This window comes from Serratia nevei (genome assembly GCF_037948395.1).
In the GTDB taxonomy this organism is placed as follows: Bacteria; Pseudomonadota; Gammaproteobacteria; order Enterobacterales; family Enterobacteriaceae; genus Serratia; species Serratia nevei.
On record NZ_CP149940.1, the window covers coordinates 3898915 to 3924508 of the forward strand.

A 25594-nucleotide genomic window follows, 5' to 3' on the forward strand; every position below is an offset into this window, starting at 1 on the left:
TAACACAGGATACCGGCATACCGGGTGATATATGCGCAAGAAAACCACCGGACAGATGACGAAGATAGTGTTGTTTATCAGCTTTATCATTTTAGTCGGCCGACTGCTGTACGCCGCCGTGGTGGCGGTGCCTCATCATCAGGAAAAAAAGCAGGCCGCTGCGCAAAACGCCGCCGAAGTCAGCGCGCCGCAACAGGACGCCTCCTCTGAATAACCGCCGAGCCCCGTCCGTTTCATAAAAATGACTCCGGCACTCGCTATGCTCTATCTTTTAATGAGCCTGCGTCAGGAACGCCGAGCGCCCGTTAAGGAACACCATGTCAGCCGCAACCCATAACGTCAAAAAAGTCGCTGAACACCGCCAGCGCATTCTCACTCTGTTGTTGAACAATAAGGAATTGGTCGACGGCATTCTCGGCCGGCCAGGGGATGAGCACGCCCTCAGCCAAAGCGAACTGCTGAACCAGACGGCGGAAATCACCGGCCTGTTGGACGACATGCACGCCGCCGACCTGGCGGACCTGCTGGAAGCGCTGCCGCAGGATGAACGTATGGCGCTGTGGCGGCTGGTGGGCAACAGCAAGCGCGGCCAGACGCTGGTGGAGGTCGCCGAGCCGGTCTGGGACAGCCTGATCGAGGAAATGAGCGACAAAGACCTGCTCAAAGCGATCAAAACGCTGGACGTCGACGAACAGGCCTACCTGGCGCAATACCTGCCGCGTAACCTGATGGGCCGGTTGCTGACCTCGCTGGAGCCGGAGCAGCGCGCCCAGGTGCGCGAGATGAGCCAGTACGCCAAAGACAGCGTCGGCTGGATGATGGATTTTGAACTGGTGACGGTGCGGCCGGACGTCACGCTCGGCGCGGTGCACCGCTTTTTGCGCATGCGCAAAACCATTCCCGACGCCACCGATAAACTGTTCGTCACCGACCGCAAAAACACTCTGCTGGGCGAGCTGCCGCTGACCGCGGTGCTGCTGAACGATCCGGAGATCCCGGTGCGCGAAGTGATGGACAGCGATCCCGCCACCTTTCAGCCCGAAGACAAGGCCGATGAAGCGGCCGGCGCGTTCGAGCGTTACGACCTGATCAGCGCCCCGGTGGTTGACGCCAAGGGCAAACTGATGGGCCGCCTGACCATCGAAGAGATCGTCGACGCCGTCAACGAAGAGAGCGACACCAACCTGCGCCGCATGGGCGGTTTAAGCCCGGAAGAAGACGTGTTCGCCCCGGTCAGCAAGGCGGTCAAGACCCGCTGGGCCTGGCTGGCGATCAACCTCTGCACCGCATTCGTCGCCTCGCGCGTGATCGGCCTGTTCGAACACACCATTTCCCAGCTGGTGGCGCTGGCGGCGCTGATGCCGATCGTCGCCGGCATCGGCGGCAACACCGGCAACCAGACCATCACCATGATCGTGCGCGCGCTGGCGCTGCACCAGATCGAAGTCGGCAACATCTCACGCCTGATGCTCAGAGAGCTGGGGGTGGCCATCATCAACGGCGTGGTGTGGGGCGGCATCATGGGCGTGATCACCTGGCTGCTGTACGGCGACGCGGCGATGGGCGGCGTGATGACGCTGGCGATGCTGCTCAACCTGCTGCTGGCGGCGCTGATGGGCGTGGTGATCCCGATGACCATGCTCAAACTGGGCCGCGATCCGGCGGTCGGCTCGAGCGTGCTCATCACCGCGCTGACCGACACCGGCGGCTTTTTCATCTTCCTCGGCCTCGCCACCCTGTTCCTGCTGTAATACGCCAAAAGCCGGCCCCGCGCCGGCTTTTTCGTCATTCTGTCGCCGGGTTTGCGTTAACGCAGCAAAGTCGGCCTTCCCGGTAGGTTTTCCTCTCGCGCTGTACTACCCTTTGCCAATAAATCGTCTTAATTCATCCACGTCATGAATCCAATCACTGACAGAGGCCATCGGTAAGGGTGTCTATGGAGATCAGCGCGCCGAACACGTTCGGCACCCACAAAGGCGTCATGCTGACGCATTCCCTGTTAGTGGCGTTGGCGACGTTTCTGCTCGCCTTGCTGAGCCTGTCGCTGTCCAGCGAAGCCCGCCACTTCACGCCGCTGTGGTTCCCGACCGCCGCCGCGATCGCCGTGCTGTACCGCCACGCCCCGCGCCACTGGGGCCTGCCGCTGCTGGCCAGCGGCCTCGGCATCGTGCTCGCCAGCTTCTTGCTGTTCGGCGTCAGCGCCACTCCCGTCAAGCTGGCCGCCATCAACCTGCTGGAAGCGGCGGTTTGCGCCCTGCTGCTGCGCCGCACGCTGCCGGCGAACGATCCGCTGAGCGATCTGGGCTGCTGGCTGCGCTTTGTGGTGTGCGCCGTGATCTTCACCCCGCTGTTCAGCGCGCTGCTGGCCGCCGGGCTCTCGCCCACGCCGGATCAAACGTTCTGGCAATCGTTCGGCATCTGGTTCATCTCCGAAGCAATAGGGGTGCTGTCGCTGGCGCCGCTCGGCCTCACCTATCACCGCCGCACCTTGGCGGCGCTGAACCCCTACCCGCTGCTGCTCACGCTGATGGGCTCCCTGGCCTTCAGCTACCTGGCGCTGACCTATCTGCCGTTCCCGTTCACCTTCGTCATCCTGCCGCTGCTGTGGGCCGCCATCGCGCTGCCGCGCTTCGAAGCCTTCGCCGTCTGTTTCTGCACCCTGCTACTGATCACGGTGCTGATCTCGCTGGGCGTGCTGCACCTGCAGGCCTCTGCACACGTCTTCGGTGAGCTTGGCCTGTACTTGCCGATGCTGCTGATCCTGATCCCGGCACACGCGATGGCGATGGTGATGCACACCTTCCGGGTGGAGAAACAGCACATCGTCGAGAGCGAAAGCCGCTTTCGCAGCGCGCTGGAGTATTCCGCCATCGGCATGGCGCTGGTGTCGCCGGAGGGCAAATGGCTGCAGGTCAATCAGGCACTGTGCAAACTGCTCGGCTATACGCCGGAAGGGTTGCACCGCCTGACGTTCCAGGCGATCACCCACCCGGACGACCTCAACGCCGATCTCAGCCAGCTGCACGATCTGCTCGACGGCCACATCAGCAGCTACACCATGGAGAAACGCTATATCCGCAGCGACGGCCAGACAGTTTGGGCGCTGTTGGCCGTCTCGCTGGTGCGCGACGCCGAAGGGCAACCGCTGTACTTCATCTCTCAGGTCGAGGACATCAGCGGCCTCAAACGCAGCGAGGCGGAGAACAACCGGCTGGTGGAGCGCATTACGCTGGCCAACCAGGTGGGCGGCGTCGGCATTTGGGAATGGGTGATGAGCCAGGAAAACTTCACCTGGGATCAGCGCATGTTCGAACTCTACGATCTCAATCCCGACCAAACGCCGACGCTGGCGCTGTGGCGCACCCTGCTGGTGCCGGAAGATCGCGAGCGCACCGATCGCGAGCTGGCTGCGCTGCTGGCCGATCCCAAGCCTTTCGTCATGGAATTTCGCATTACCACGCGCGGCGGCAAATTGCGCCATATTCGCGGCCAGGGCAACGTGATCCTCGACGACCAGGGCCAGCCACTGCGCATGATCGGCACCAATATCGACATGACCGAGCTCAAGATCCTCGCCGAGGCGCTGCACGAAGAAAAAGAGCGCCTGCACATCACCCTCGACGCCATCGGCGAAGGGGTGATCTCCACCGACAGCCACCTGCGCATCACCTTTATGAACCCGGTGGCCGAGCAGATGTGCGGCTGGCCGCTCGACCTGGCGATCGGTATGCCGGTCGCCGGCGTGGTGCGCCTGACCAACGGCAAAGACGGCCCGGAAATCGAAAACCTCACGCAATACCCGCGGCAGTGGCCGGCAGATTACGCGCTGGTGCTGCACAGCCGCGACGGACGTTATTTCGACGTGCAGCAGTCGGTCTCACCGCTGAAAACCCTCGATGGCGAAACCATGGGCGCGGTGATGGTGCTGCAGGACGTCACCGCCTCGCGCGAACTGATGAAAAAACTCAGCTACAGCGCCTCGCACGACGCGCTGACCGGCCTGCCGAACCGCACCCGATTCGAGAAGCAGCTGAAGGCGGCGATCGCCGCCGGCGGGGAACCGTCGTCGCCGCATTCGCTGGTGTTCCTCGATCTGGATCGGTTCAAAGCGGTAAACGACACCGCCGGCCACGCGGCGGGTGATGCCTTACTGCGGGACATCGCCCAGCTGATGCGGCATCAGCTGCGCAACAGCGACTGCCTGGCTCGGCTGGGCGGCGACGAGTTCGGTTTGATCCTGTTCGACTGCCGGCTGGAGCAGGCGAAATCGCTGATGCAGCAGGTAGTCAACCAAATCAGCCAGCATCCGTTCTACTGGGAAGGGAAAATTTATCGCGTCGGCGCCAGCGCCGGCATCACGCGCATCGGCGGCGACGCCAAAAGCAGCGAACTGCTGGCCCAGGCCGACATCGCCTGCTACACCGCCAAGCACCACGGCCGCGGCCAGGTTTATCTGTACGAAACGCGGCAAAAACAGCTGCTGGAACGGCAGCATGAATTGCTGAACCCACAGGAGGTACAGACGATCATCAGCGAGGGGCAGCTGCGGCTGCTGACCCGCGCGGTCGCGCCACCGGCAACGCCGCTGTCGGCCGCGTTCCACCAGGTGAAACTGCAGGTGATGGCACCGGACGATCGGCCGCTGCCGCACGAGGCGTTCATCGCCGCGGCGCAGCTGTACGGCCTGATGCCGGACATCGACCGCTGGGCGGTGACGCAGCTGCTGGTATCGTACGCCGACGACATCAAGCGCAAGGGGCTGTCGCTCGCGTTGCCGCTGGCCACCGACAGCCTGCTGAACACCGACTTCCAACGCTTCCTGACGGAAACGGTGCGCGCTTCCTCGCTGCCGCCGCGGGCACTGCTGTTCAGCGTTGATGAAGCCGTGGTGCTGGAACACGCCGCGCAGTGCCGAGCGTGTCTGCGCGAACTGCAGCAGCTGGGCTGCCGACTGATCGTCAATGGTTTTGGGCATAACATCAATGCCTTCGATGAGCTGGGCGATCAGAAGATAGACATCATTCGCATCGATGAACGCTTTATCACCAACGTGCACTGCAACCAGATGGATGAGCTGATGGTCTCGATGCTCAACGGCGCGGCGCATCGGATCAAGGCGCAAACGCTCGCCGGGCCGGCCCACCAGCCGGTGACGCTGCAGGCGCTGCGCGATGTCGGCGTCGATCTGGCAGACGGCGACCAGGTGGCGCTGGAGCAGCCGTTAGCGGTTCTGCTCAGCGACGGCTACTTCGGCATCCGCTAACGCCTTCCCTCGCCGGCGTCGTCTCACGGGCGGCGCCGCACCTCTCGTCTTTCACATTATGTTAACCAATACGAGATTAGTGATATAAATAACACCTGAAGCTTAAACGATTAAGTAAGATGAACCTCCCATGCGGACATCGACGTATCCGTTGATTTTCCTCGACATGTGATAGCTCAGGGATAAGGGACTATGGAAAAGAAATGGTTTTCCGCCAGGGAACTGATGGGGAAGGCGGGGTTGCCCTCGACCCCGCAAGGGGTCAATCTGATGGCCCGACGCGAAGGCTGGGTCAGCCGCCGCCGCAGCGGCGTGCAGGGTAAAGCGCTGGAATACCATATCGACAGCCTGCCGTTCGGCGCGCGCAGCCTGTCGGCCTTACGCGAGGCCGACCATCCGGACTACGACATCAAACGCCAGGATCCTATTCGGGTCTGGATCGAGTATTACTACCATCTGACGCCGGCCGAGCGGGAAAAGCTGCTGGCGTTCCTGATGCGCGAAGGCATGAGCCGCCTGCTGCAGCTGATCGACGCCCCGCGCTAGCCCGAATGCGCCTCACTCCTCCCCTTCCGGTGCCCAACCGTCGTTGTGCCACAGGTGCAGCGTGGCGTAAGAACGCCACGGGCGCCAACGTTCGGCATAGCGTTCGATCTGGCGCGGCGTCATGCCGGGGAAACGCTGTTTGATCAGGTAATCGCCGGCCAGGAACACGTCCGGCCACGACCAGGCGCGCATGGCGATATAGCTGGCGGTCCAGCTGCCGATGCCCGGCAGCGCGGTCAGCGCCTTGATGCCCTGTTCGATATCCAGCACGTTATCGAGCTGCAGCCGCCCTTCGCCCAGCGCGCGGGCGATCTCGATCAGCGCCGCCGCGCGCTTCAGCTGTACCCCGAGCGGGCGCAGTGCTTCGGGCTGCAGCTGCGCCACCCGTTCAGCGCTAGGGAAAACGTGGGTGATGCCCTCGTGCGGCGCCGCCAGCGGTTCTCCCCAACGTTCGGCCATCCGCCCGGCGAAGGTTGCCGCCATTTTCACGCTGACCAATTGCCCCAGCACCGCACGCGCCGCCTGCTCGAAGCTGTTTACGCAGCCCGGCAAGCGCAGCCCCGGCGCATCGGCCGCCAGCGAACCCAGCGCCTCATTGATGCGATCCGGCGCGGCGTCCAAATCGAACAGCAAGCGTACGCGGCGCAGCACCTCCGTCGTCACCAAACTGAGCGCCGGCGCGATCTCTACCCTGACCCGGTTGCGCGCTTCTTCCGGCTGCACGCTGAGCCAGCCGCAATACTCCGTACCGCCCTGGCTGACTGAGATCGAACGCAGATAGCGGCGGCCCTCGACCCGCTCTACGCCCTGCACGGCGCGCGCCTGCAAGAAGTTCAGCATGCGATCCCAGTCATAGGGCGGCCGATAGCCCAGGTGGAACACCAGGCCGCTGGCGGCGGCCCGTTCACCGCGCGCGCCGCCGCTGCGCAGCGCCGACGGAATCAGGCGATAGCGCGCCTTGAACAGCTCGTTGAAACGCCGCAGGCTGCCGAAACCGGCGGCGAATGCCACTTCGCTGAGCGGCAGATCGGTATCCGCCAACAGGCGTTTGGCCTGCAGCAGCCGGTGCGACTGCGCGTAATCGATCGGCGAAGCGCCAAACTGCTCGGCGAAGATACGCCGCAGGTGGCGATCGGAAATGCCGAGCCGCGCCGCCAGCGCTTCGCAGCTGTGTTCGGACAGATAGCCCTGCTCGATGAGCTGCACCGCCACCTGTGCATAGCGGTTGCCCAGATCGATCAGCGCCAGACCGGGCGCCAGTTCCGGCCGGCATTTAAGACAGGGGCGAAAGCCCGCCAGCTCGGCCGCCGCCGCGCTCGGATAGAAGGTGCAATTTTCCAGCTTCGGCGTGCGGGCGCTGCACACCGGGCGGCAATAAATGCCGGTGGAAGAGACGCCGACGAAAAAGCGGCCGTCGAATTTGCGGTCACGCGCGCGCAGCGCGTCGTACAACGCTTGCTGTTGGGTATTCATGGCAACGCTCGGGTTCGGTTTTTTCTGCATTATGGGGCTCGGCTGGCGCGCTGACGTGCGGAATTCGGACATTAAGTTAAGCATGCCGATGCCGCGCCCGCTAAATTTTTCGACACTCGCGCATCAGCGCATTGCCCACCGGCCCCGTCTCGGGTAAAGTCGCCCCCCTTCATTGGCATGGGGACAAAAAAGAGATGTTTATTGGATTCGACTATGGGACAGCCAACTGTTCCGTCGCGGTGATGCGCGACCACGGCCCCGAGCTGCTGACGCTGGAAAACAACGAGCCGTATCTGCCTTCGATGCTGTGCGCGCCGACCCGCGAAGCGGTGAGCGAGTGCCTGCACCGCCACTGGCAGGTACCGACCGGCAGCGAAGAAAACCAGCAGCTGCTGCGCCGCGCCATCAGTTACAACCGCGAAGAAGACATTCCGGTCGGCGGCGACAGCGTGCTGTTCGGCCTGCAGGCGCTGGCGCACTACATGGAAGATCCGGAAGAGGTGTACTTCGTGCGCTCGCCGAAGTCCTTCCTCGGCGCCAACGGCCTGAAGCCGCAGCAGATCGCCCTGTTCGAAGACCTGGTCTGCGCCATGATGTTCCACATCAAACGCCAGGCGGAAAACGTGCTGCAGGCCGGTATCGATCAAGCGGTGATCGGCCGACCGATCAACTTCCAGGGCATCGGCGGCGAAGAGGCCAACCGGCAGGCGCAGGGCATTTTGCAGCGCGCCGCCGAACGCGCCGGTTTCAAAGAGATTGAATTCCAGTTCGAGCCGGTGGCGGCAGGGCTGGACTTCGAGGCGACGCTGAGCGAAGAGCAAACCGTGCTGGTGGTGGACATCGGCGGCGGCACCACCGACTGCTCGGTGCTGCTGATGGGCCCGCAGTGGCGCGACCGCGCCGATCGTCAGCAGAGCCTGCTGGGCCACAGCGGCTGCCGGGTCGGCGGTAACGATCTGGACATCATGTTGGCCTTCAAACAGCTGATGCCGCTGTTCGGCCTGGGCGGCGAAACCGGGAAAGGCATCGCCCTGCCGGCGCTGCCTTACTGGAACGCGGTGGCGACCAACGACGTACCGGCGCAAAACGACTTCTACAGCGCCGCCAATGGCCGCGTGCTGCGCGATCTGATCCTCGACGCGGCGGAGCCGGAAAAGGTCAAACGCCTGCTGAAAGTGTACCAGCAGCGCCTGAGTTACCGGCTGGTACGCGCGGCCGAAGAGAGTAAGATAGCCCTGTCAGGCCAAACCGCCATCAGCGCGCCGCTCAGCTTCGTCCAGGCCGATCTGGCGGAAAGCATCAGCCAGGATCAGCTCGCCGACGCCATCTCACAGCCGTTGATGCGCATCCAGGAGCAGGTCAGCGCCGCGTTGGCCAGCAGCCAGACCGCGCCGCAGGTGATCTACCTGACCGGCGGCAGCGCGCGTTCGCCGCTGCTGCGCGCCGCGCTGCAACAGCAGCTGCCGGGCATTCCGATCGTCGGCGGCAACGACTTCGGCTCGGTCACCGCCGGGCTGGCGCGCTGGGCGCAAACGCTGTTCCGTTGACGGCCCAAGGGCGCGGCTCGCCGCGCCCTTGCTCATTGGAGGCTATGCATCATGTCAACCATCCTTACCCTCGACAGCGACAGGCTGCGGCTGCGCCCCTGGCGCGACGACGATCTGCCGGCCTTCGCCGCGCTTAACGCCGATCCGCAGGTGATGCGCTATTTCCCGGCGACGATGACGGCCGAAGAAAGCCACGCGCAGGCCGAACGCATCCGCGCCTTCATGCAGCAACATGGCTGGGGGCTATGGGCGGTGGAAGTGAAAGGCGGCGCGCCCTTTATCGGTTTTGTCGGGCTGGCGCGGCCGGGCGACGATCTGCCTTGCTCCCCCTGCGTGGAGATCGGTTGGCGGCTGGCGGCGGCCCACTGGGGCAACGGCTACGCCGCTGAAGCGGCACGCGCTGCGCTGGCGTGTGCCTTCGACACGCTGCACTTGCCGGAAGTGGTGTCCTTCACCGCCGAAGATAACCAGCCGTCACGCCGGGTGATGGAGCGCATCGGCATGCACTTTGACGGCGAAACCTTCCTGCACCCACGCCTGCCGGCGGGGCACCCGCTGCAAAAACATGTCTTGTACCGGCTGAACCGGCAAACGTGGCGCGAACGCCGCGGCGATTAATACAGCGTATCCTTCAGCCGCTGCGGCAGCGCCTGGTCGTACTCCTCACCGTCGAAGCGCGTTTGGCTCACCGCGGCCAAAATATGGCCGGGGCTGGGCAGCGCCGAACGTTCGAGGCGGCTGCCCTCTTCCCAAAGTCCCGAACGCAAGATCGCCCGGCTGCACTGGAAGAACACCGCCTCCACCCGAATGCGCAACACCGAACGCGGCAGCTGATTGCGGTGGGCGAAGCGCTGCAGCACCGCCGGCGCCACCACGATCTCCGCCCGCCCGTTAATCCGCAGCGTTTCGCCGATGCCAGGGATCAGCAGCAGCAGCGCCACCCGGTTGTCGTGCAGAATATTGCGCAGGCTATCGATGCGGTTATTGCCGCGCCTATCCGGCAGCAGCAGGGTTTTCTCGTCTTCGATGTGGAGAAAACCGGCCGGATCGCCGCGCGGCGAGACATCCATGCCGTCCGGCCCGACCGTCGAGAGGGCGGCAAACGGCGCCGCCTCGATAAACGGGCGGTACGCCGGGTGGATATAGCTGACTTCTTTAAAAACCGAGGGGGCGCCGGGTTTGCCGTACAGCTGTTCCAGCGTCGCGAGGTCGTTGATGGTATCACCAGACATTGCGGTTTCCTGAATGGGCCATGTTGACCCCTTCAGCATAGAGCAAAATCGCCGCCGGGTAACGCATCTTACCCGGCGCTGGCGTGGTTCAGCGCCTGGATGTCGTCCGCATCCAGCGTCAGGTGGGTGGCGCTGACCAACTCATCCAGCTGCGGCAACGAGGTGGCGCTGACGATCGGCGCGGTGATGCTCGGGCGCGCAATCAGCCAGGCCAGCGAGACCTGCGCCGGGGAGGTGCCGTGCTTACCGGCCACCTGATCCAGCGCCGCCAGAATGCGGAAGCCGCGCGGGTTAAGGTAGCGTTCGACGATGCGATCGCCGCGCTGGCTTTTGCCCTCATCCGCTTTGCTGCGGTATTTGCCGGTCAGGAAACCGCTGGCCAGCGCGAAGAAGTTGATCACCCCGAGACCATGGCGCTGCGCCACGCCTTCCAGCTCGGCTTCATACCCTTCGCGCGCATACAGATTGTATTCCGGCTGCAGGGTTTCGTAGCGCGCCAATCCGTTGCTTTCGCTCACCCGCAGCGCTTCTTCCAGGCGATCCGCCTGATAGTTGGAGGCGCCAATCGCCCGCACCTTGCCGGCCTTGATCAGCGCATCGAACGCCGCCAGCGTCTCTTCCAACGGCGTATCGCGGTCATCGTCGTGCGATTGGTAAAGATCGATATAATCGGTTTGCAGGCGGCGCAGCGAATCCTCCACCGCCTGCTGAATATAGCGCGGCGATAGCCCCTGTTTGCCTTCGCCCATCGGTTTGCCCACCTTGGTGGCGATGATCACCTGGTCGCGCTTGCCGCTCTTCTTGAGCCATTCGCCGATGACGGTTTCCGATTCGCCTCCCCGATTGCCCGGCGCCCAGCTGGAATAAACGTCGGCGGTGTCGATAAAGTTGAGCTGATTGTCCACCAGCGCATCCAACAGGCTGAAAGAGGTCGCTTGATCTGCCGTCCAGCCGAACACGTTGCCGCCGAAGGTCAACGCCGGCACCTGAATGCCCGAACGGCCCAGTTGTTTTTTGCTCATTGATAGAGGCTCCATGGGTTAAATAATTCGCTCGTTAATTATTAGCGCCAAATACAGAAAGTCGTTAAAACGCATTGGCTATAAGTTAAAACCCAACGCTTATAAACAGAGTAGGCAACAATCGTTAACTTATTCGGAAAATGCTGACGGTTCCTCCTTATTTCCTTCATTTTTATGCCGCTTTGGCTGGCTAAACTAGTATTCTGTAAGGAGTGTCACTTTTGTGGCAATGCGTGCCCGCACGGTTGTCCTCTGGAGAGAATTTTCGCCGCCATGAATGCAAAACCCCAACGTCGTTCCCTGATGCTGCGCCTGCTGGTTGCCGCCATCGTGGCCATTGTCGCCGTGCTGATTTGGCGTCATTTCAACGCCGCGCCGCCGGCCGCTGAAACACAAGCGGCTGCCCGCCCTGCCGGCGGTGCCAAAGGAGCGGCCGCCGGTGGCAAACGCCGCGGCAATCTGTCGCCGGTTCAGGTGGCCACGGCCACGCAGCAATCCGTGCCGAGCTATCTGATCGGGCTGGGCACCGTCACCGCCGCCAATACCGTTACCGTCACCAGCCGGGTCGACGGCCAACTGATGACGTTGCACTTCACCGAAGGGCAGCAGGTGAAAGCCGGCGATCTGCTGGCGGAAATCGATCCCCGGCCATTCCAGGTCCAGTTGACCCAGGCTCAGGGGCAGCTGGCGAAGGATCAGGCGACGCTGGCCAACGCCCGGCGCGATCTGGCCCGCTACCAGCAACTGGTGAAAACCAATCTGGTCTCTCGCCAGGAGCTGGACACGCAGGCCTCGCTGGTGCAGCAGACCGAAGGGTCCATCAAGGCCGATCAGGGCGCGGTGGACAGCGCTCAGCTGCAGCTGACCTACAGCAAAATCATCGCCCCGATCTCCGGCCGCGTGGGCCTCAAACAGGTCGATATGGGCAACTACATCACCAGCGGCTCCACCGCCATCGTGGTGATCACGCAAACGCATCCGATCGACGTGGTGTTCACGCTGCCGGAAAGCACCATCAGCGACATCATGAAGGCGCAAAAGGCCGGCCCGGTCAGCGTCGAAGCCTGGGGGCGCACCAACAAGACCCTGTTGGCGCAGGGCAATCTGCTCAGCCTGGATAACCAGATAGACACCACCACCGGCACCATCAAGCTGAAGGCGCAGTACGCCAACCAGGACGACGCGCTGTTCCCCAATCAGTTCGTCAATGCGCGGCTGAAAGTCGCCACGTTGCAAAACGCCATCGTGGTGCCGACCGCCGCCGTGCAGATGGGCAACGAAGGCAACTTCGTCTGGACGATGGACGATGAGAATAAAGTCAGCAAACGCCTGGTCACCGTCGGCATTGAAGACAGCCAAAACGTGGTCATCGCCAGCGGCCTGAACGCCGGGCAACGCGTGGTGACCGACGGCATCGACCAACTGACGGAGGGCATGAAGGTTGAGGTGGTGACGCCGCAAACCAAAGCGGCCGGCGGCAACGCCGCACCGCACGCCAAGCGGGAGAAAGCCTGATGCAGGTGATGACGCCGAACCCCGGCGGCGGCCCGTCCCGCCTGTTTATTCTGCGCCCGGTCGCCACCACGCTGCTGATGGTGGCGATCCTGCTGGCGGGGATCATCGGCTACCGCGCGCTGCCGGTTTCCGCCCTGCCGGAAGTGGACTATCCGACCATTCAGGTGGTGACGCTGTACCCCGGCGCCAGCCCGGACGTGGTGACCTCCGCCATCACCGCGCCGCTGGAGCGCCAGTTCGGCCAGATGTCCGGCCTCAAGCAGATGCTGTCACAGAACTCCGGCGGTGCCTCGGTGATCACCCTGCAATTCCAGCTGGCGCTGTCGCTGGATATTGCCGAGCAGGAGGTGCAGGCGGCGATCAACTCCGCCACCAACCTGCTGCCGACCGATCTGCCCTATCCGCCAATCTACAGCAAGGTTAACCCCGCCGATCCCCCGATCCTGACGCTGGCCGTCACCTCCACCGCCATGCCGATGACGCAGGTGGAAGACATGGTGGAAACCCGCGTGGCGCAAAAAATTTCCCAGGTGACCGGCGTCGGTCTGGTCACCCTTTCCGGCGGCCAGCGCCCGGCGGTACGCGTGAAGCTCAACGCGCCGGCCATGGCGGCCAACGGGCTCGACAGCGAAACCGTACGCACCGCCATCACGGCCGCCAACGTCAACTCCGCCAAAGGCAGCCTGGACGGCCCGACCCGCTCGGTCACCCTGTCCGCTAACGATCAGATGAAGTCCGCCGATGAGTACCGGCGGCTGATCGTCGCCTACAAAAACGGCGCGCCGATCCGCCTGCAGGACATCGCCACCGTCGAACAGGGTGCGGAAAACACCCGGCTGGCGGCCTGGGCCAACAAGCAGCCGGCGATCGTGCTGAACATTCAGCGCCAGCCCGGCGTCAACGTCATCACCACCGCCGACAGCATTCGCGAAATGCTGCCGACGCTGATTAAAAGCCTGCCCAAGTCGGTCGACGTCAAAGTGCTGACCGATCGCACCACCACCATTCGCGCCTCGGTCAGCGACGTGCAGTTCGAGCTGCTGCTGGCGATCGCGCTGGTGGTGATGGTGATTTACGTGTTCCTGCGCAACGTGCCGGCAACCATTATCCCCAGCGTGGCGGTGCCGCTGTCGCTGGTCGGCACCTTCGCCGCCATGTACTTCCTCGGTTTCTCCATCAACAACCTGACGCTGATGGCGCTGACCATCGCCACCGGCTTCGTGGTGGACGACGCCATCGTGGTGATCGAGAACATCTCGCGCTACATCGAGAAAGGCGAAAAACCGCTCGACGCCGCGCTGAAAGGGGCCGGCGAAATCGGCTTCACCATCATCTCGCTGACCTTCTCGCTGGTGGCGGTGCTGATCCCGCTGCTGTTCATGGGCGACATCGTCGGCCGCCTGTTCCGCGAGTTCGCCGTGACGCTGGCGGTGGCGATTCTGATCTCCGCCGTGGTGTCGCTGACGCTGACGCCGATGATGTGCGCCCGCCTGTTGAGCCATGAGTCGCTGCGCAAGCAGAACCGTTTCTCCGCTGCCTCGGAACGTTTCTTCGAACGCGTGATCGCCGGCTACGGCCGCTGGCTGAAAGTCGTGCTCGCCCACCAGTGGCTGACGCTGTGCGTGGCGTTGAGCACCCTGGCCGTCACCGTGCTGCTCTACCTGTTCATTCCCAAAGGCTTCTTCCCGATTCAGGACAACGGCCTGATCCAGGGCACGCTGGAAGCGCCGCAGTCGGTGTCGTTCAGCAAAATGGCGGTGCTGCAACAGCAGGTCGCCGCGCAGATGCTGCAAGATCCGGCGGTAGAGAGCCTGACCTCGTTTATCGGCGTCGACGGCACCAACGCCGCCCTCAACAGCGGCCGGCTGCAGATCAACCTGAAGCCGCTGAGCGAACGCAGCGACAGCCTGCAGACCATCATCGACCGGATGCAGGAGAAGGCGGCAGCGCTGCCCGGCCTGAAGCTCTATCTGCAACCGGTGCAGGATCTGACCATCGACACCCAGGTCAGCCGCACGCAGTACCAGTTCACCCTGCAGGCGATGTCCCTCGAGCAGCTCAGCCAATGGGTGCCGCAGCTGGTCGACGAGCTGCGGCAGACGCCCGAGCTGCAGGACGTCAGCAGCGACTGGCAGGATCAGGGGCTGGAGGCCTATATCAACGTCGATCGCGACTCGGCGTCGCGCCTCGGCATCCAGATGAGCGACGTGGACAGCGCGCTGTACAACGCCTTCGGCCAGCGCCTGATCTCCACCATCTACACCCAGGCCAACCAGTACCGCGTGGTGCTGGAGCATGACGTGCAGGCGACGCCGGGGCTGGCGGCGCTGAACGATATCCGCCTCACCAGCAGTACCGGCGCCGTGGTGCCGCTGAATACCCTCGCCAAAATCGAACAGCGCAACGGGCCGCTGGCGATCAACCACCTCGATCAGTTCCCGGCGACCACCGTCTCCTTCAACGTGGCGGAGGGCTACTCGCTGGAAGAAGCGGTCAACGCCATTACCCAGGTCGAGAAGACCCTGGCGATGCCGAAAGACATCACCACCAAATTCCAGGGCGCGACCCTGGCCTTCCAGGCGGCGCTCGGCAGCACGCTGTGGCTGATCCTGGCGGCGGTGGTGGCGATGTATATCGTGCTGGGCGTGCTGTATGAAAGCTTCATCCATCCGGTCACCATCCTCTCCACCCTGCCGACCGCCGGGGTTGGCGCGCTGCTGGCGCTGATGCTGGCGGGCAGCGAGCTGGACGTGATCGCCATCATCGGTATTATCCTGCTGATCGGCATCGTGAAGAAAAACGCCATCATGATGATCGACTTCGCCCTGGCCGCCGAACGCGAGCAGGGCATGAAGCCCTATGACGCCATCTATCAGGCCTGCCTGCTGCGTTTTAGGCCGATCCTGATGACCACGCTGGCCGCCCTGCTTGGCGCGCTGCCGCTGATGCTCAGCACCGGCGTCGGCGCGGAGCTGCGCCGGCCGCTCGGCATCTGCATGGTCGGCGGCCTGATCATGAGCCAGATCCTGACGCTGTTCACCACCCCGGTGATTTACCTGCTGTTCGATAAACTGGCGCGCAACACCCACGCCAAAGAAGAAGCGCGGGAGACACCGTGAAATTCTTCTCGCTGTTTATCTTCCGGCCGGTGGCCACCATCCTGCTGACGCTGGCGATCGCGCTGGCGGGCGCGCTGGGCTTCAGCCTGCTGCCCGTCGCGCCGCTGCCGCAGGTGGACTACCCGGTGATCTCCGTCACCGCAACCTTGCCGGGCGCCGATCCGGAAACCATGGCGACCTCGGTCGCCACCCCGCTGGAGCGCGCGCTCAGCCGCATCGCCGGGGTTAACGAAATGACTTCGATGAGCTCGCTCGGCAGCACCCGCGTGATCCTGCAGTTCGATCTCAGCCGCGACATCAACGGCGCGGCGCGCGACGTGCAGGCGGCGATCAACGCCGCGCAAAGCCTGCTGCCCTCCGGCATGCCGAGCCGCCCGACCTATCGGCAGATGAACCCGTCGGACGCGCCGATCATGATCCTGACGCTCACCTCCGACACCTACAGCCAGGGGCAACTTTACGACTTCGCCTCCACCCAGCTGGCGCAGAAAATCGCCCAGACCGAGGGCGTCGGCGACGTCACCGTCGGCGGCAGCTCGCTGCCTGCGGTGCGGGTGGAGCTGAACCCTTCCGCGCTGTTTAACCAGGGCGTATCGCTGGACAGCGTGCGCCAGGCCATCAGCAACGCCAACCTGCGCACGCCGCTCGGCTCGGCCGAAAGCCAGGACAAGCGCTGGCAGATCCAGAGCAACGACCAGATCAAGAAGGCCGAGGGCTACAAGCCGCTGATTGTGCATTACAACAACGGCTCCGCCGTCCGGCTGAGCGACGTCGCCAACGTCATCGACTCGGTGCAGGACGTGCGCAACGCCGGGATGACCAACGCCCAACCGGCGATCCTGCTGGTGGTCAGCCGCTCGCCGGACGCCAACATCATCGCCACCGTCGATCGCATCCGCGCCGAGCTGCCCGATCTGGAGGCCAGCATTCCGGCCTCGATCAAGCTGAACATCGCGCAGGATCGCTCGCCGACCATTCGCGCCTCGCTGGCGGAAGTGGAGCAATCGCTGGTCATCGCCATCGCGCTGGTGATCCTGGTGGTGTTCGCCTTCCTGCGCTCCGGCCGCGCCACGCTGATCCCCGCCGTCGCGGTGCCGGTGTCGTTGATCGGCACCTTCGCCGCCATGTACCTGTGCGGTTTCAGCCTCAACAACCTGTCGCTGATGGCGCTGACCATCGCCACCGGCTTCGTGGTGGACGACGCCATCGTGGTGCTGGAAAACATTTCCCGCCACGTGGAAGCCGGCATCAAGCCGCTGCAGGCGGCGCTGCAAGGGATACGCGAGGTCGGCTTTACCGTGCTTTCGATGAGCATGTCGCTGGTGGCGGTATTCATTCCGCTGCTGCTGATGGAGGGGCTGCCGGGGCGCCTGTTCCGCGAGTTCGCCGTTACCCTGTCGGTGTCTATCGGGCTGTCGCTGATCATCTCGCTGACGCTCACGCCGATGATGTGCGCCTACCTGCTGCGCCCGCAAACGGAACGCGCGCAGCAGCGCGTGCGCGGCTTCGGCAAGCTGTTGATGAAACTGCAGCAGGGCTACGGCCGCTCGCTGCACTGGGTGCTCGACCATGCCCGCTGGGTGCTGGCGATCCTGCTGGCGACGGTGGCGCTGAACGTCTGGCTGTATATCAGCATCCCGAAAACCTTCTTCCCGGAACAGGATACCGGCCGTCTGATGGGGTCGATTCAGGCCGATCAGAGCATTTCGTTCCAGGCCATGCGCCAGAAACTGCAGGATTTCATGACCATCGTGCGCGACGATCCGGCGGTGGATAACGTCACCGGCTTCACCGGCGGTTCGCGCACCAACAGCGGTTCGATGTTCATCGCGCTTAAACCGCTGTCCGAACGCAAAGAGAGCGCGCAGCAGGTGATCGCTCGACTGCGCGCCAAGCTGGCGAAAGAGCCCGGCGCCAGCCTGTTCCTGATGGCGGTGCAGGATATCCGTGTCGGCGGCCGGCAGGCCAACGCCAGCTATCAGTACACGCTGCTGTCGGACGATTTGAGCGCCCTGCGCACCTGGGAGCCGAAAATCCGCACCGCGCTGGCCGCCCTGCCGGAGCTGGCGGACGTCAACTCGGATCAGCAGGATAAAGGCTCGGAGATGGATCTGATTTACGATCGCGACACCATGTCGCGCCTCGGCATCTCGGTGTCCGACGCCAACAACCTGTTGAACAACGCCTTCGGCCAACGGCAGATCTCGACCATCTATCAGCCGCTCAACCAATACAAGGTGGTGATGGAAGTGGCGCCTCCTTACACCCAGGACGTGAGTTCGCTGGACAAAATGTTCATCATCAACAGCGAAGGCAAGGCGATACCGCTCTCCTATTTCGCGCATTGGCAGCCGGCCAATACGCCGCTGGCGGTCAACCACCAGGGGCTGTCCGCCGCCTCCACCATCTCGTTCAACCTGCCGCTCGGGGCCAGCCTGGGCGACGCCACCGACGCCGTCACCCGCGCCATGACCCAGCTCGGCGTACCGCCTACGGTGCGCGGCGCCTTCGCCGGCACCGCCCAAGTGTTCCAGGACACCCTGAAATCGCAGGTGATCCTGATCCTGGCGGCGATCGCCACGGTGTACATCGTGCTCGGCGTGCTGTACGAGAGCTATATCCATCCGCTGACCATCCTCTCCACGCTGCCTTCCGCCGGCGTGGGCGCGCTGCTGGCGCTCGAGCTGTTCGGCGCGCCGTTCAGCCTGATTGCGCTGATCGGCATCATGCTGCTGATCGGCATCGTGAAGAAAAACGCCATCATGATGGTCGACTTCGCGCTCGAGGCGCAGCGCAACGGCGGCATCAGCGCCCGCGAGGCGATTTTCCAGGCCAGCCTGCTGCGTTTCCGGCCGATCATGATGACCACGCTGGCGGCGTTGTTCGGCGCGCTGCCGCTGGTGCTGATCAGCGGCGACGGCGCGGAGCTGCGCCAGCCGCTCGGCATCACCATTGCCGGCGGCCTAGTGATGAGCCAGCTGCTGACGCTGTACACCACGCCGGTGGTCTATCTTTACTTCGACCGGCTGCAGGCGAAGTTCCGCCGCAACAAGCAACTGGCCCCGCTGCCACACTAATGGCCGACCAATGCTGATGAAACACGCCGCCACGGTACGCTGGCAACTCTGGATAGTGGCATTCGGCTTCTTTATGCAGACGCTGGATACCACTATCGTCAACACCGCCCTGCCCTCGATGGCCGCCAGCCTGGGGGAGAACCCGCTGCGCATGCAGTCGGTGATCGTCTCTTATGTGCTGACGGTGGCGGTGACGCTGCCGGCCAGCGGTTGGCTGGCGGACAAGGTCGGCGTACAGCGGGTGTTTTTCAGCGCCATCGTGCTGTTCACCCTCGGCTCCATTCTCTGCGCCCGCTCGGAAACCCTGAACGAGCTGATCGCCTCGCGCGTGATTCAGGGCATCGGCGGTGCGATGATGGTGCCGGTCGGCCGCCTGACGGTGATGAAGATCGTGCCGCGCGAGCAGTACATGGCGGCGATGACCTTCGTGACGCTGCCGGGCCAGATCGGCCCGCTGATGGGGCCGGCGCTGGGCGGCTTTCTGGTGCAATACGCCAGCTGGCACTGGATTTTCCTGATCAATATTCCGGTGGGGATCGTAGGCGCCATCGCCACGCTGCTGCTGATGCCCAACTACCAAATGCAAACCCGACGCTTCGACCTCAGCGGCTTTATCCTGCTGGCGATCGGCATGGCGTCGCTGACGCTGGCGCTCGACGGCCACAAGGGCATGGGGCTCTCCGGCAGCGCCATCGCCGGTCTGCTGGCGCTGGGCGTAGCGGCGCTGTTGGGGTATGTTTGGCATGCCTACGGCAATAGCCGCGCCCTGTTCTCGCTGCGGCTGCTGCGCACCCCGACTTACAAGATCGGGCTGCTGGCCAGTCTGCTGGGGCGCATCGGCAGCGGCATGTTGCCGTTCATGACGCCGCTGTTCCTGCAGGTGGGCATGGGTTTCACGCCGTTCCACGCCGGGCTGATGATGATCCCGATGATCATCGGCAGCATGGGCATGAAACGCATCGTGGTGCAGGTGGTCAACCGCTTTGGCTACCGCAACGTGCTGGTGGCCGCCACGCTGCTGCTGGCGCTGGTCAGCCTGAGCTTCCTGTTGGCGGCGATGCTCGGCTGGCTGTGGCTGCTGCCGGTGGTGCTGTTCTTCCAGGGGATGGTCAACTCGCTGCGCTTCTCGGCGATGAACACCCTGACGCTGAAAGATCTGCCGGATCGGCTGACCAGCAGCGGCAACAGCCTGTTGTCGATGGTCATGCAGCTGTCGATGAGCCTTGGCGTCAGCGTCGCCGGCATCTTGATCGGCAGCTTCGCCCATCACCAGGTGGTGGCCGACAGCCCGGCCATCCACAGCGCATTTATTTACAGCTACTGCTGTATGGCGTTGATTATCGCTCTGCCCGCATTGGCCTTCGCGCGCGTGCCGGCCGATAGCGCGCCCAACCGCACGCTAACCAAAGAGCCGGGTACCGGTTCAACGAGGTTGCAATGAAGATAGGCATTACCGGGAAACTGTTCCTGGCCATTTTCGCCACCTGCATGTTGGTGCTGATCACCATGCATTGGGGGGTGCGCGTCAGCTTTGAACGCGGCTTTATCGACTACATCAAGCACAGCAACGAACAGCGCATCAACATGCTGAGCGAAGCGCTGGAGGAACAGTACAGCCACCACGGCAACTGGGTGTTCCTGCGCAACAACGATCAGGTGATCTACCAGATCATGCGCTCGTTCGAACAGAACAGCGACAGCAGCCACAACCTGCCGCCCAAGGGCTGGCGCACCCAGTTTTGGGTGGTGGACAGCCAGTTCAACCGCCTGGTAGGCCACTCCGGGCCGGTACCGAAAGAGGGCTCGCGCCACCCGATCCGCTACAACAACGAGATCGTCGGCTGGGTGATCACCACCCCGGTCGAGCGCCTGACGCGCAACACCGACATCAACTTCGATCGCCAGCAGCGGCGCACCAGTTGGATCATCGTCGCACTCTCTACCCTGCTGGCGGCGGCGGTGACCTGGCTGCTGTCGCGCGGCATGCTGGCCCCGGTCAAGCGCCTGGTGGCGGGCACCCATCGCCTGGCGGCGGGGGATTTCACCACCCGCGTGGCGGTCAGCAGCCAGGATGAACTGGGCCGGCTGGCGCACGACTTCAACCAGTTGGCCACCTCGCTGGAGAAAAACGAACAGATGCGCCGCGCTTTTATGGCCGACGTCTCGCACGAGCTGCGCACGCCGCTGGCGGTGCTGCGCGGCGAGCTGGAGGCGCTGCAGGACGGCGTGCGGCAGCCAACGCCGGCGTCGCTCAGTTCGCTGCAGGCCGAGGTGTCTACCCTGACCAAACTGGTCGACGATCTGCACCAGCTGTCGCTCTCCGATCTCGGCGCGCTGGCCTATCGCAAATCGTCGGTGGACTGCGTGCACCTGCTGCAGATCGCCGTCGCCGCCTTTCGCGAACGCTTCCGTGCCAAAGGGCTGGAGATCGTTACGCATCTGCCAGCCCAGGCGCCGCTGTTTGGCGATCCCGACCGTTTGAACCAGCTGTTCAATAACCTGCTGGAAAACAGCCTGCGCTACACCGACGCCGGCGGCCGGCTGGAAATCAGCGCCGAGCTGCAGCCAGGACGGCTGTTCCTCTACTGGCAGGACAGCGCGCCGGGCATCAGCGATCAGCAGCTGACCCGCATTTTCGAACGTTTCTACCGGGCGGAAGGTTCACGCAACCGCGCCAGCGGCGGTTCCGGGCTGGGGCTGGCGATCTGCCACAACATCGTGGAAGCCCACGACGGGAAAATCCGCGCCGAGCATTCGCCTTTAGGCGGCGTGCGCATTACAGTAGAATTTGCTACCCCGATAAAAAATAAGGCGCCTTGATGGATATGCAGAATCACCCCGTGCAGATCATGATTGTTGAAGATGAGCCCAAGTTGGGCCAGCTGCTGGTGGACTATCTGCAGGCGGCGGGTTACGCCACCCGCTGGCTGACCAACGGCAACGAGGTGGTGCCGACCGTGCACCAGCATCCGCCAGCGCTGATTTTGCTCGACCTGATGTTGCCGGGTGCCGACGGCCTGACGGTGTGCCGCGAGCTGCGCCGCTTCAGCGACGTGCCTATCGTGATGGTGACGGCGAAAATCGAAGAGATCGATCGCCTGCTGGGGCTGGAGATCGGCGCCGACGATTACATCTGCAAACCCTACAGCCCGCGCGAAGTGGTGGCGCGGGTGAAAACCATTCTGCGCCGCAGCTATCGGCCGCAGGAGAGCGCGCGAGAAGATGACCTGCTGCACATCGATGAGCCGCGTTTCCAGGCCAGCTATCAGGGGCAGTTGCTGGATCTGACGCCGGCGGAATTCCGCCTGCTGAAAACGCTGGCCAGCCAGCCGGGCAACGTGTTTTCACGCGAGCAGCTGCTGAACAACCTGTATGACGACTATCGGGTGGTCACCGATCGCACCATCGACAGCCACATCAAAAACCTGCGCCGCAAGCTGGAACTGATCGACGGGGAAAAATCCTTTATTCGCTCGGTATACGGCGTGGGCTACCGCTGGGAAGCCGAGCCCTGCCGGCTGGTGAATGGGGTTTAGGGGATCAGCGCGTCCAGTCTTCAACCGCCAACCCGGGCACCATGGCAAATGCGCGATCGTTGGTCACCAGCGTCGCGCCACGGCTCTGCGCGTGAGCGGCGATCAGTTGATCCAGCGCGCCCATGATTTTGCCCTTTCTCTCCATGTTCGCGCGCATTTCACCGTAGCAGCGGGCGGCCTCGCTATCCCATGCATAGACCGTCACCGCGGCAAGAAAGGCCTCGACCATGCTTTGCAACGCCTTGTTCCGCCGTTTAGCCACACCGTAAAGCAGTTCCGCTTCCGTGACGCTGGAAATACATACGGCAGAAGGCGGGAGCTTTTCCATGACGTTAAGCACCTGCGGATGCTGCCGAAACAGGTGGCTGACGGTGTTGGTATCAAACATGTACATCGCCTACTCTTCCTCTGAGAATGGATCGCGGTCTGCAACCTCTTGCTGACGATCTTCCGCGCCAAGAAACTCTTGCGGCACCGGCGTTTGGGCGATAATGCTCAGCAGCGGTGCCCAGCTGTCCGGCTTTGCCGGATATTTGGATAAAATCACGTTTCCCTCCCGATCGCGACGGATATACACACGATCCGTATCAAATTCAAATTCCACCGGTAACCTCACCGCCTGATTTCTGCCGTTTTTAAACAGCTTTGCGATTCTTTCCATCTCAACACTCCACAGCAGGCATAGGCCAAAGCATATGCCTGCAGCGCGTCGATGCCAAGATCTATCGCTCACTTTTCACTCACCTTTACGTAGCGGGCAAACGGTAACGCGCAATGCTGCTCGATGAAACCACGTAATTGTCATTATGCGGCGCACTGCGCAATCACCACGCCTTCCCTTAGCTTCCCGTGCGGCAGCGGGCTTCTCGGATGAAAACTCCGCGCCGGCGCAAGAAAACTGCGCATTTTTTAGACTAAGCTGCTGTGAGGTTTAGCCGCCGATTTTCAAGCGATTGGCTACACTTACATCACGAATCGGAACCTACAGGAGAAGAACCATGGCAATCGGTCATTACGAGCTGAAAAAAGCAAAGAACGGACAGTACCACTTCAACCTGAAAGCCAGTAACGGCGAGATCATTCTGGCCAGCGAGATGTACGCCAGCAAAGCGTCGGCGGAGAACGGCATCGCCTCGGTGCAGACCAATGCGCCGCACGAAGCGCAGTTTGAAGTGAAGCACAGCACCAGCAATCAGCCCTATTTTGTGCTGAAGGCCAAGAACCATCAGGTGATCGGCGTCAGCGAAATGTACAGCTCCGAAAGCGCAGCCAAAAACGGTATCCAGTCGGTGATGAAAAACGGCCCGACCACCGATATCCGCGATTTGAGCGCCTGATCCCCCGTGTCGCCCGCGCGGTGGCCGCCATCGCGCGTTTTCCGTTTGACCGGGATCAATCTCCCTTGAATAAATCCGGTTAACTGCTGATTTCTTGCCGCGCTGCGGCTACAATCCCCCGCTTTTACTGCGCCATCTGGGGCGCAATATACCCACTGGCTTTCATACGGCAGCTAGGCGGCAAGTTCGTGAGTCTCCAGAAGCTTGGTCAACCAAGTGACTGGAGTGAGCGAATGCAGCCAACAACGCTGCAGTTCGAAAGACAGAGGTATACTGACCTGAAATCAGACCGAGACACACTATGTTTACACCGGAACTTCTCTCCCCGGCCGGAACGCTGAAAAACATGCGTTACGCCTTCGCCTATGGCGCCGATGCGGTTTACGCCGGCCAGCCGCGCTACAGCCTGCGGGTGCGCAACAACGAGTTCAACCACGAGAATCTGGCGCAGGGCATCAACGAAGCCCATGCGTTGGGCAAAAAATTCTACGTGGTGGTGAACATCGCCCCGCACAACGCCAAGTTGAAAACCTTCCTGCGCGATCTGAAGCCGGTTATCGATATGGGCCCGGATGCGCTGATCATGTCCGATCCCGGCCTTATCATGATGGTGCGCGAAGCCTTCCCGCAGATGGACATCCACCTGTCGGTGCAGGCCAACGCCGTTAACTGGGCGACGGTGAAGTTCTGGAAGCAAATGGGTCTGACCCGCGTGATCCTCTCGCGCGAGCTGTCGCTGGAAGAGATCGCCGAGATCCGCGCCGAAGTGCCGGACATGGAACTGGAGATCTTCGTCCACGGCGCGCTGTGCATGGCCTACTCCGGCCGCTGCCTGCTGTCGGGCTATATCAACAAGCGCGATCCCAACCAGGGCACCTGCACCAACGCCTGCCGCTGGCAGTATAAGGCTGAAGAAGGCAAAGAGGACGACACCGGCAATATCGTGCACCTGCACGAGCCGATCCCGGTGCAAACCGTCGAGCCGACGCTGGGCATCGGCGCGCCGACCGACAAGGTGTTCATGCTATCTGAAGCGCAAAAACCAGGCGAATATATGAGCGCCTTCGAAGACGAGCACGGCACCTATATCATGAACTCCAAGGATCTGCGCGCCATCCAGCACGTGGAGCGTCTGACGCAGCTCGGCGTGCACTCGCTGAAGATCGAAGGCCGCACCAAGTCCTTCTACTACTGCGCCCGCACCGCCCAGGTCTACCGCCGCGCCATCGACGACGCGGCCGCCGGCAAACCCTTCGATCCGACCCTGCTTACCACGCTGGAAGGCCTGGCGCACCGCGGCTACACAGAAGGCTTCCTGCGCCGCCACGTGCACGAAGCGCAGCAGAATTACGACTACGGCTCCTCGCTCTCCGAGCGCCAGCAGTTCGTCGGCGAATTCACCGGCGTGCGCCGCGATGGCTGGGCGGAGGTCGACGTGAAGAATAAGTTCTCACTCGGCGACAGCGTCGAGATGATGACGCCGGGCGGCAACGTGGTCTTCACCCTCGAAAGTATGCAAAATAAGAAAGGCGAACCGATTGAGGTGGCGCCGGGCAACGGCCATATCGTTTATTTGCCGATCCCGCAGGATATCGATCTCAATTATGCGTTGCTGATCCGCAATTTGGCGGAAGAAAATAGCGCCGGAGCATAAAAATGAATCGCCGTCATTCGGCGGCGATTTTTAGCAAATATTAGAATTGGATCACATCAATGTGCGCGCAGCTTGGTTACTATCACGCTGCTTAAAACGAACAACGAAAATATTTGCATAGCAATACTAGGAACCACCTCCTTAGCCGGCCCAATCTCCCTTGGGCTGGCTTTTTCTTTATGGGCTCGCCTATTTTTTTTGCTGCGCCTATTTCCATAACTTATTCTCGTTATCCGTTTTAATAATAATCACGCCGCTTCGATATATAAATAA

At 62.6% G+C, this 25594-nt stretch carries 19 protein-coding genes; 14 read left to right on the forward strand and 5 right to left on the reverse strand.

The annotated features are described in order from the left end of the window. Positions 1-31 precede the first annotated feature (31 nt). From V8N38_RS18775 to V8N38_RS18790, 4 genes are all read left to right on the forward strand, one after another. A complete protein-coding gene (locus V8N38_RS18775; RefSeq protein WP_004941600.1) occupies positions 32-214 on the forward strand; it encodes a YfgG family protein in 183 nt (60 codons plus the stop codon). A gap of 103 nt (positions 215-317) precedes the next feature. Next, positions 318-1751 (forward strand): magnesium transporter, encoded by a 1434-nt coding sequence (gene mgtE, locus V8N38_RS18780; RefSeq protein WP_015378729.1) that lies wholly within the window; start codon positions 318-320, stop codon positions 1749-1751. 185 nt (positions 1752-1936) lie between these two features. Further along, a complete protein-coding gene (locus V8N38_RS18785) occupies positions 1937-5263 on the forward strand; it encodes a diguanylate cyclase (RefSeq protein WP_147840172.1) in 3327 nt (1108 codons plus the stop codon). 192 nt (positions 5264-5455) lie between these two features. Further along, positions 5456-5809: a DNA-binding protein gene (locus V8N38_RS18790; RefSeq protein WP_049200678.1), complete on the forward strand. Its 354-nt coding sequence runs from the start codon at positions 5456-5458 to the stop codon at positions 5807-5809. Between the two features lie 12 nt (positions 5810-5821). Here V8N38_RS18790 and alkA read toward each other — a convergent pair whose 3' ends face one another. Further along, on the reverse strand, positions 5822-7312 hold the full coding sequence (alkA, locus tag V8N38_RS18795; RefSeq protein ID WP_100396705.1) for a DNA-3-methyladenine glycosylase 2: 1491 nt from the start codon (positions 7310-7312) through the stop codon (positions 5822-5824). A 164-nt stretch (positions 7313-7476) separates the two neighbouring features. Here alkA and yegD point away from each other — a divergent pair, with 164 nt between their 5' ends. Continuing rightward, positions 7477-8829, forward strand: a complete 1353-nt coding sequence (gene yegD, locus V8N38_RS18800) for a molecular chaperone (RefSeq protein WP_048234531.1) — start codon at positions 7477-7479, stop codon at positions 8827-8829. Positions 8830-8880: 51 nt separating this feature from the next. Next, on the forward strand, positions 8881-9447 hold the full coding sequence (locus V8N38_RS18805; protein WP_060441155.1) for a GNAT family N-acetyltransferase: 567 nt from the start codon (positions 8881-8883) through the stop codon (positions 9445-9447). Here the strand turns inward: V8N38_RS18805 and V8N38_RS18810 are convergent. Both V8N38_RS18810 and V8N38_RS18815 read right to left on the reverse strand, forming a co-directional pair. Next, positions 9444-10061 carry a pyridoxamine 5'-phosphate oxidase family protein gene (locus V8N38_RS18810; RefSeq protein ID WP_060424858.1) on the reverse strand — a complete coding sequence of 206 codons (618 nt, stop codon included), beginning with the start codon at positions 10059-10061 and terminating at the stop codon, positions 9444-9446. The two genes, V8N38_RS18805 and V8N38_RS18810, sit on opposite strands and share 4 nt — an antisense overlap. 68 nt (positions 10062-10129) lie before the next feature. Next, positions 10130-11083, reverse strand: a complete 954-nt coding sequence (locus V8N38_RS18815) for an aldo/keto reductase (protein ID WP_060441154.1) — start codon at positions 11081-11083, stop codon at positions 10130-10132. Positions 11084-11356: 273 nt separating this feature from the next. Here V8N38_RS18815 and V8N38_RS18820 point away from each other — a divergent pair, with 273 nt between their 5' ends. The 6 genes from V8N38_RS18820 to baeR are packed head-to-tail and all read left to right on the forward strand — an operon-like array spanning position 11357 to position 22330. Continuing rightward, positions 11357-12598: an MdtA/MuxA family multidrug efflux RND transporter periplasmic adaptor subunit gene (locus V8N38_RS18820; protein WP_060441153.1), complete on the forward strand. Its 1242-nt coding sequence runs from the start codon at positions 11357-11359 to the stop codon at positions 12596-12598. After that, a complete protein-coding gene (locus tag V8N38_RS18825) occupies positions 12598-15717 on the forward strand; it encodes an MdtB/MuxB family multidrug efflux RND transporter permease subunit (protein WP_147840173.1) in 3120 nt (1039 codons plus the stop codon). The genes V8N38_RS18820 and V8N38_RS18825 overlap by 1 nt, the downstream gene beginning before the upstream one ends. Continuing rightward, complete coding sequence (mdtC, locus tag V8N38_RS18830) at positions 15714-18794, forward strand: multidrug efflux RND transporter permease subunit MdtC (protein WP_147840174.1); 3081 nt, start codon at positions 15714-15716, stop codon at positions 18792-18794. Before V8N38_RS18825 ends, mdtC begins: the two co-directional genes overlap by 4 nt. A gap of 10 nt (positions 18795-18804) precedes the next feature. Then, entirely contained in the window at positions 18805-20235 is a 1431-nt protein-coding gene (gene mdtD, locus V8N38_RS18835; RefSeq protein WP_187181564.1) for a multidrug transporter subunit MdtD, read from the forward strand. Continuing rightward, positions 20232-21614, forward strand: coding sequence for a two-component system sensor histidine kinase BaeS (gene baeS / locus V8N38_RS18840; RefSeq protein WP_147840175.1), 1383 nt, complete (start codon positions 20232-20234; stop codon positions 21612-21614). Before mdtD ends, baeS begins: the two co-directional genes overlap by 4 nt. Beyond that, complete coding sequence (gene baeR / locus V8N38_RS18845) at positions 21614-22330, forward strand: two-component system response regulator BaeR (protein ID WP_142110364.1); 717 nt, start codon at positions 21614-21616, stop codon at positions 22328-22330. The genes baeS and baeR overlap by 1 nt, the downstream gene beginning before the upstream one ends. Positions 22331-22334: 4 nt before the next feature. On the opposite strand, the gene V8N38_RS18850 is transcribed toward baeR, so the two are convergent. Both V8N38_RS18850 and V8N38_RS18855 read right to left on the reverse strand, forming a co-directional pair. Next, the gene (locus tag V8N38_RS18850; protein WP_047730091.1) at positions 22335-22724 is read right to left on the reverse strand and encodes a type II toxin-antitoxin system VapC family toxin; all 390 of its coding nucleotides are present in this window, start codon (positions 22722-22724) and stop codon (positions 22335-22337) included. A gap of 3 nt (positions 22725-22727) precedes the next feature. Beyond that, a complete protein-coding gene (locus V8N38_RS18855; RefSeq protein ID WP_147840176.1) occupies positions 22728-22991 on the reverse strand; it encodes an antitoxin in 264 nt (87 codons plus the stop codon). Positions 22992-23328: 337 nt separating this feature from the next. Here V8N38_RS18855 and V8N38_RS18860 point away from each other — a divergent pair, with 337 nt between their 5' ends. Together V8N38_RS18860 and yegQ are read left to right on the forward strand one after the other, a co-directional pair. Further along, positions 23329-23667: a YegP family protein gene (locus tag V8N38_RS18860; protein ID WP_142110365.1), complete on the forward strand. Its 339-nt coding sequence runs from the start codon at positions 23329-23331 to the stop codon at positions 23665-23667. Positions 23668-23968: 301 nt separating this feature from the next. Then, complete coding sequence (gene yegQ, locus V8N38_RS18865; RefSeq protein WP_060424878.1) at positions 23969-25321, forward strand: tRNA 5-hydroxyuridine modification protein YegQ; 1353 nt, start codon at positions 23969-23971, stop codon at positions 25319-25321. Positions 25322-25594 lie beyond the last annotated feature (273 nt).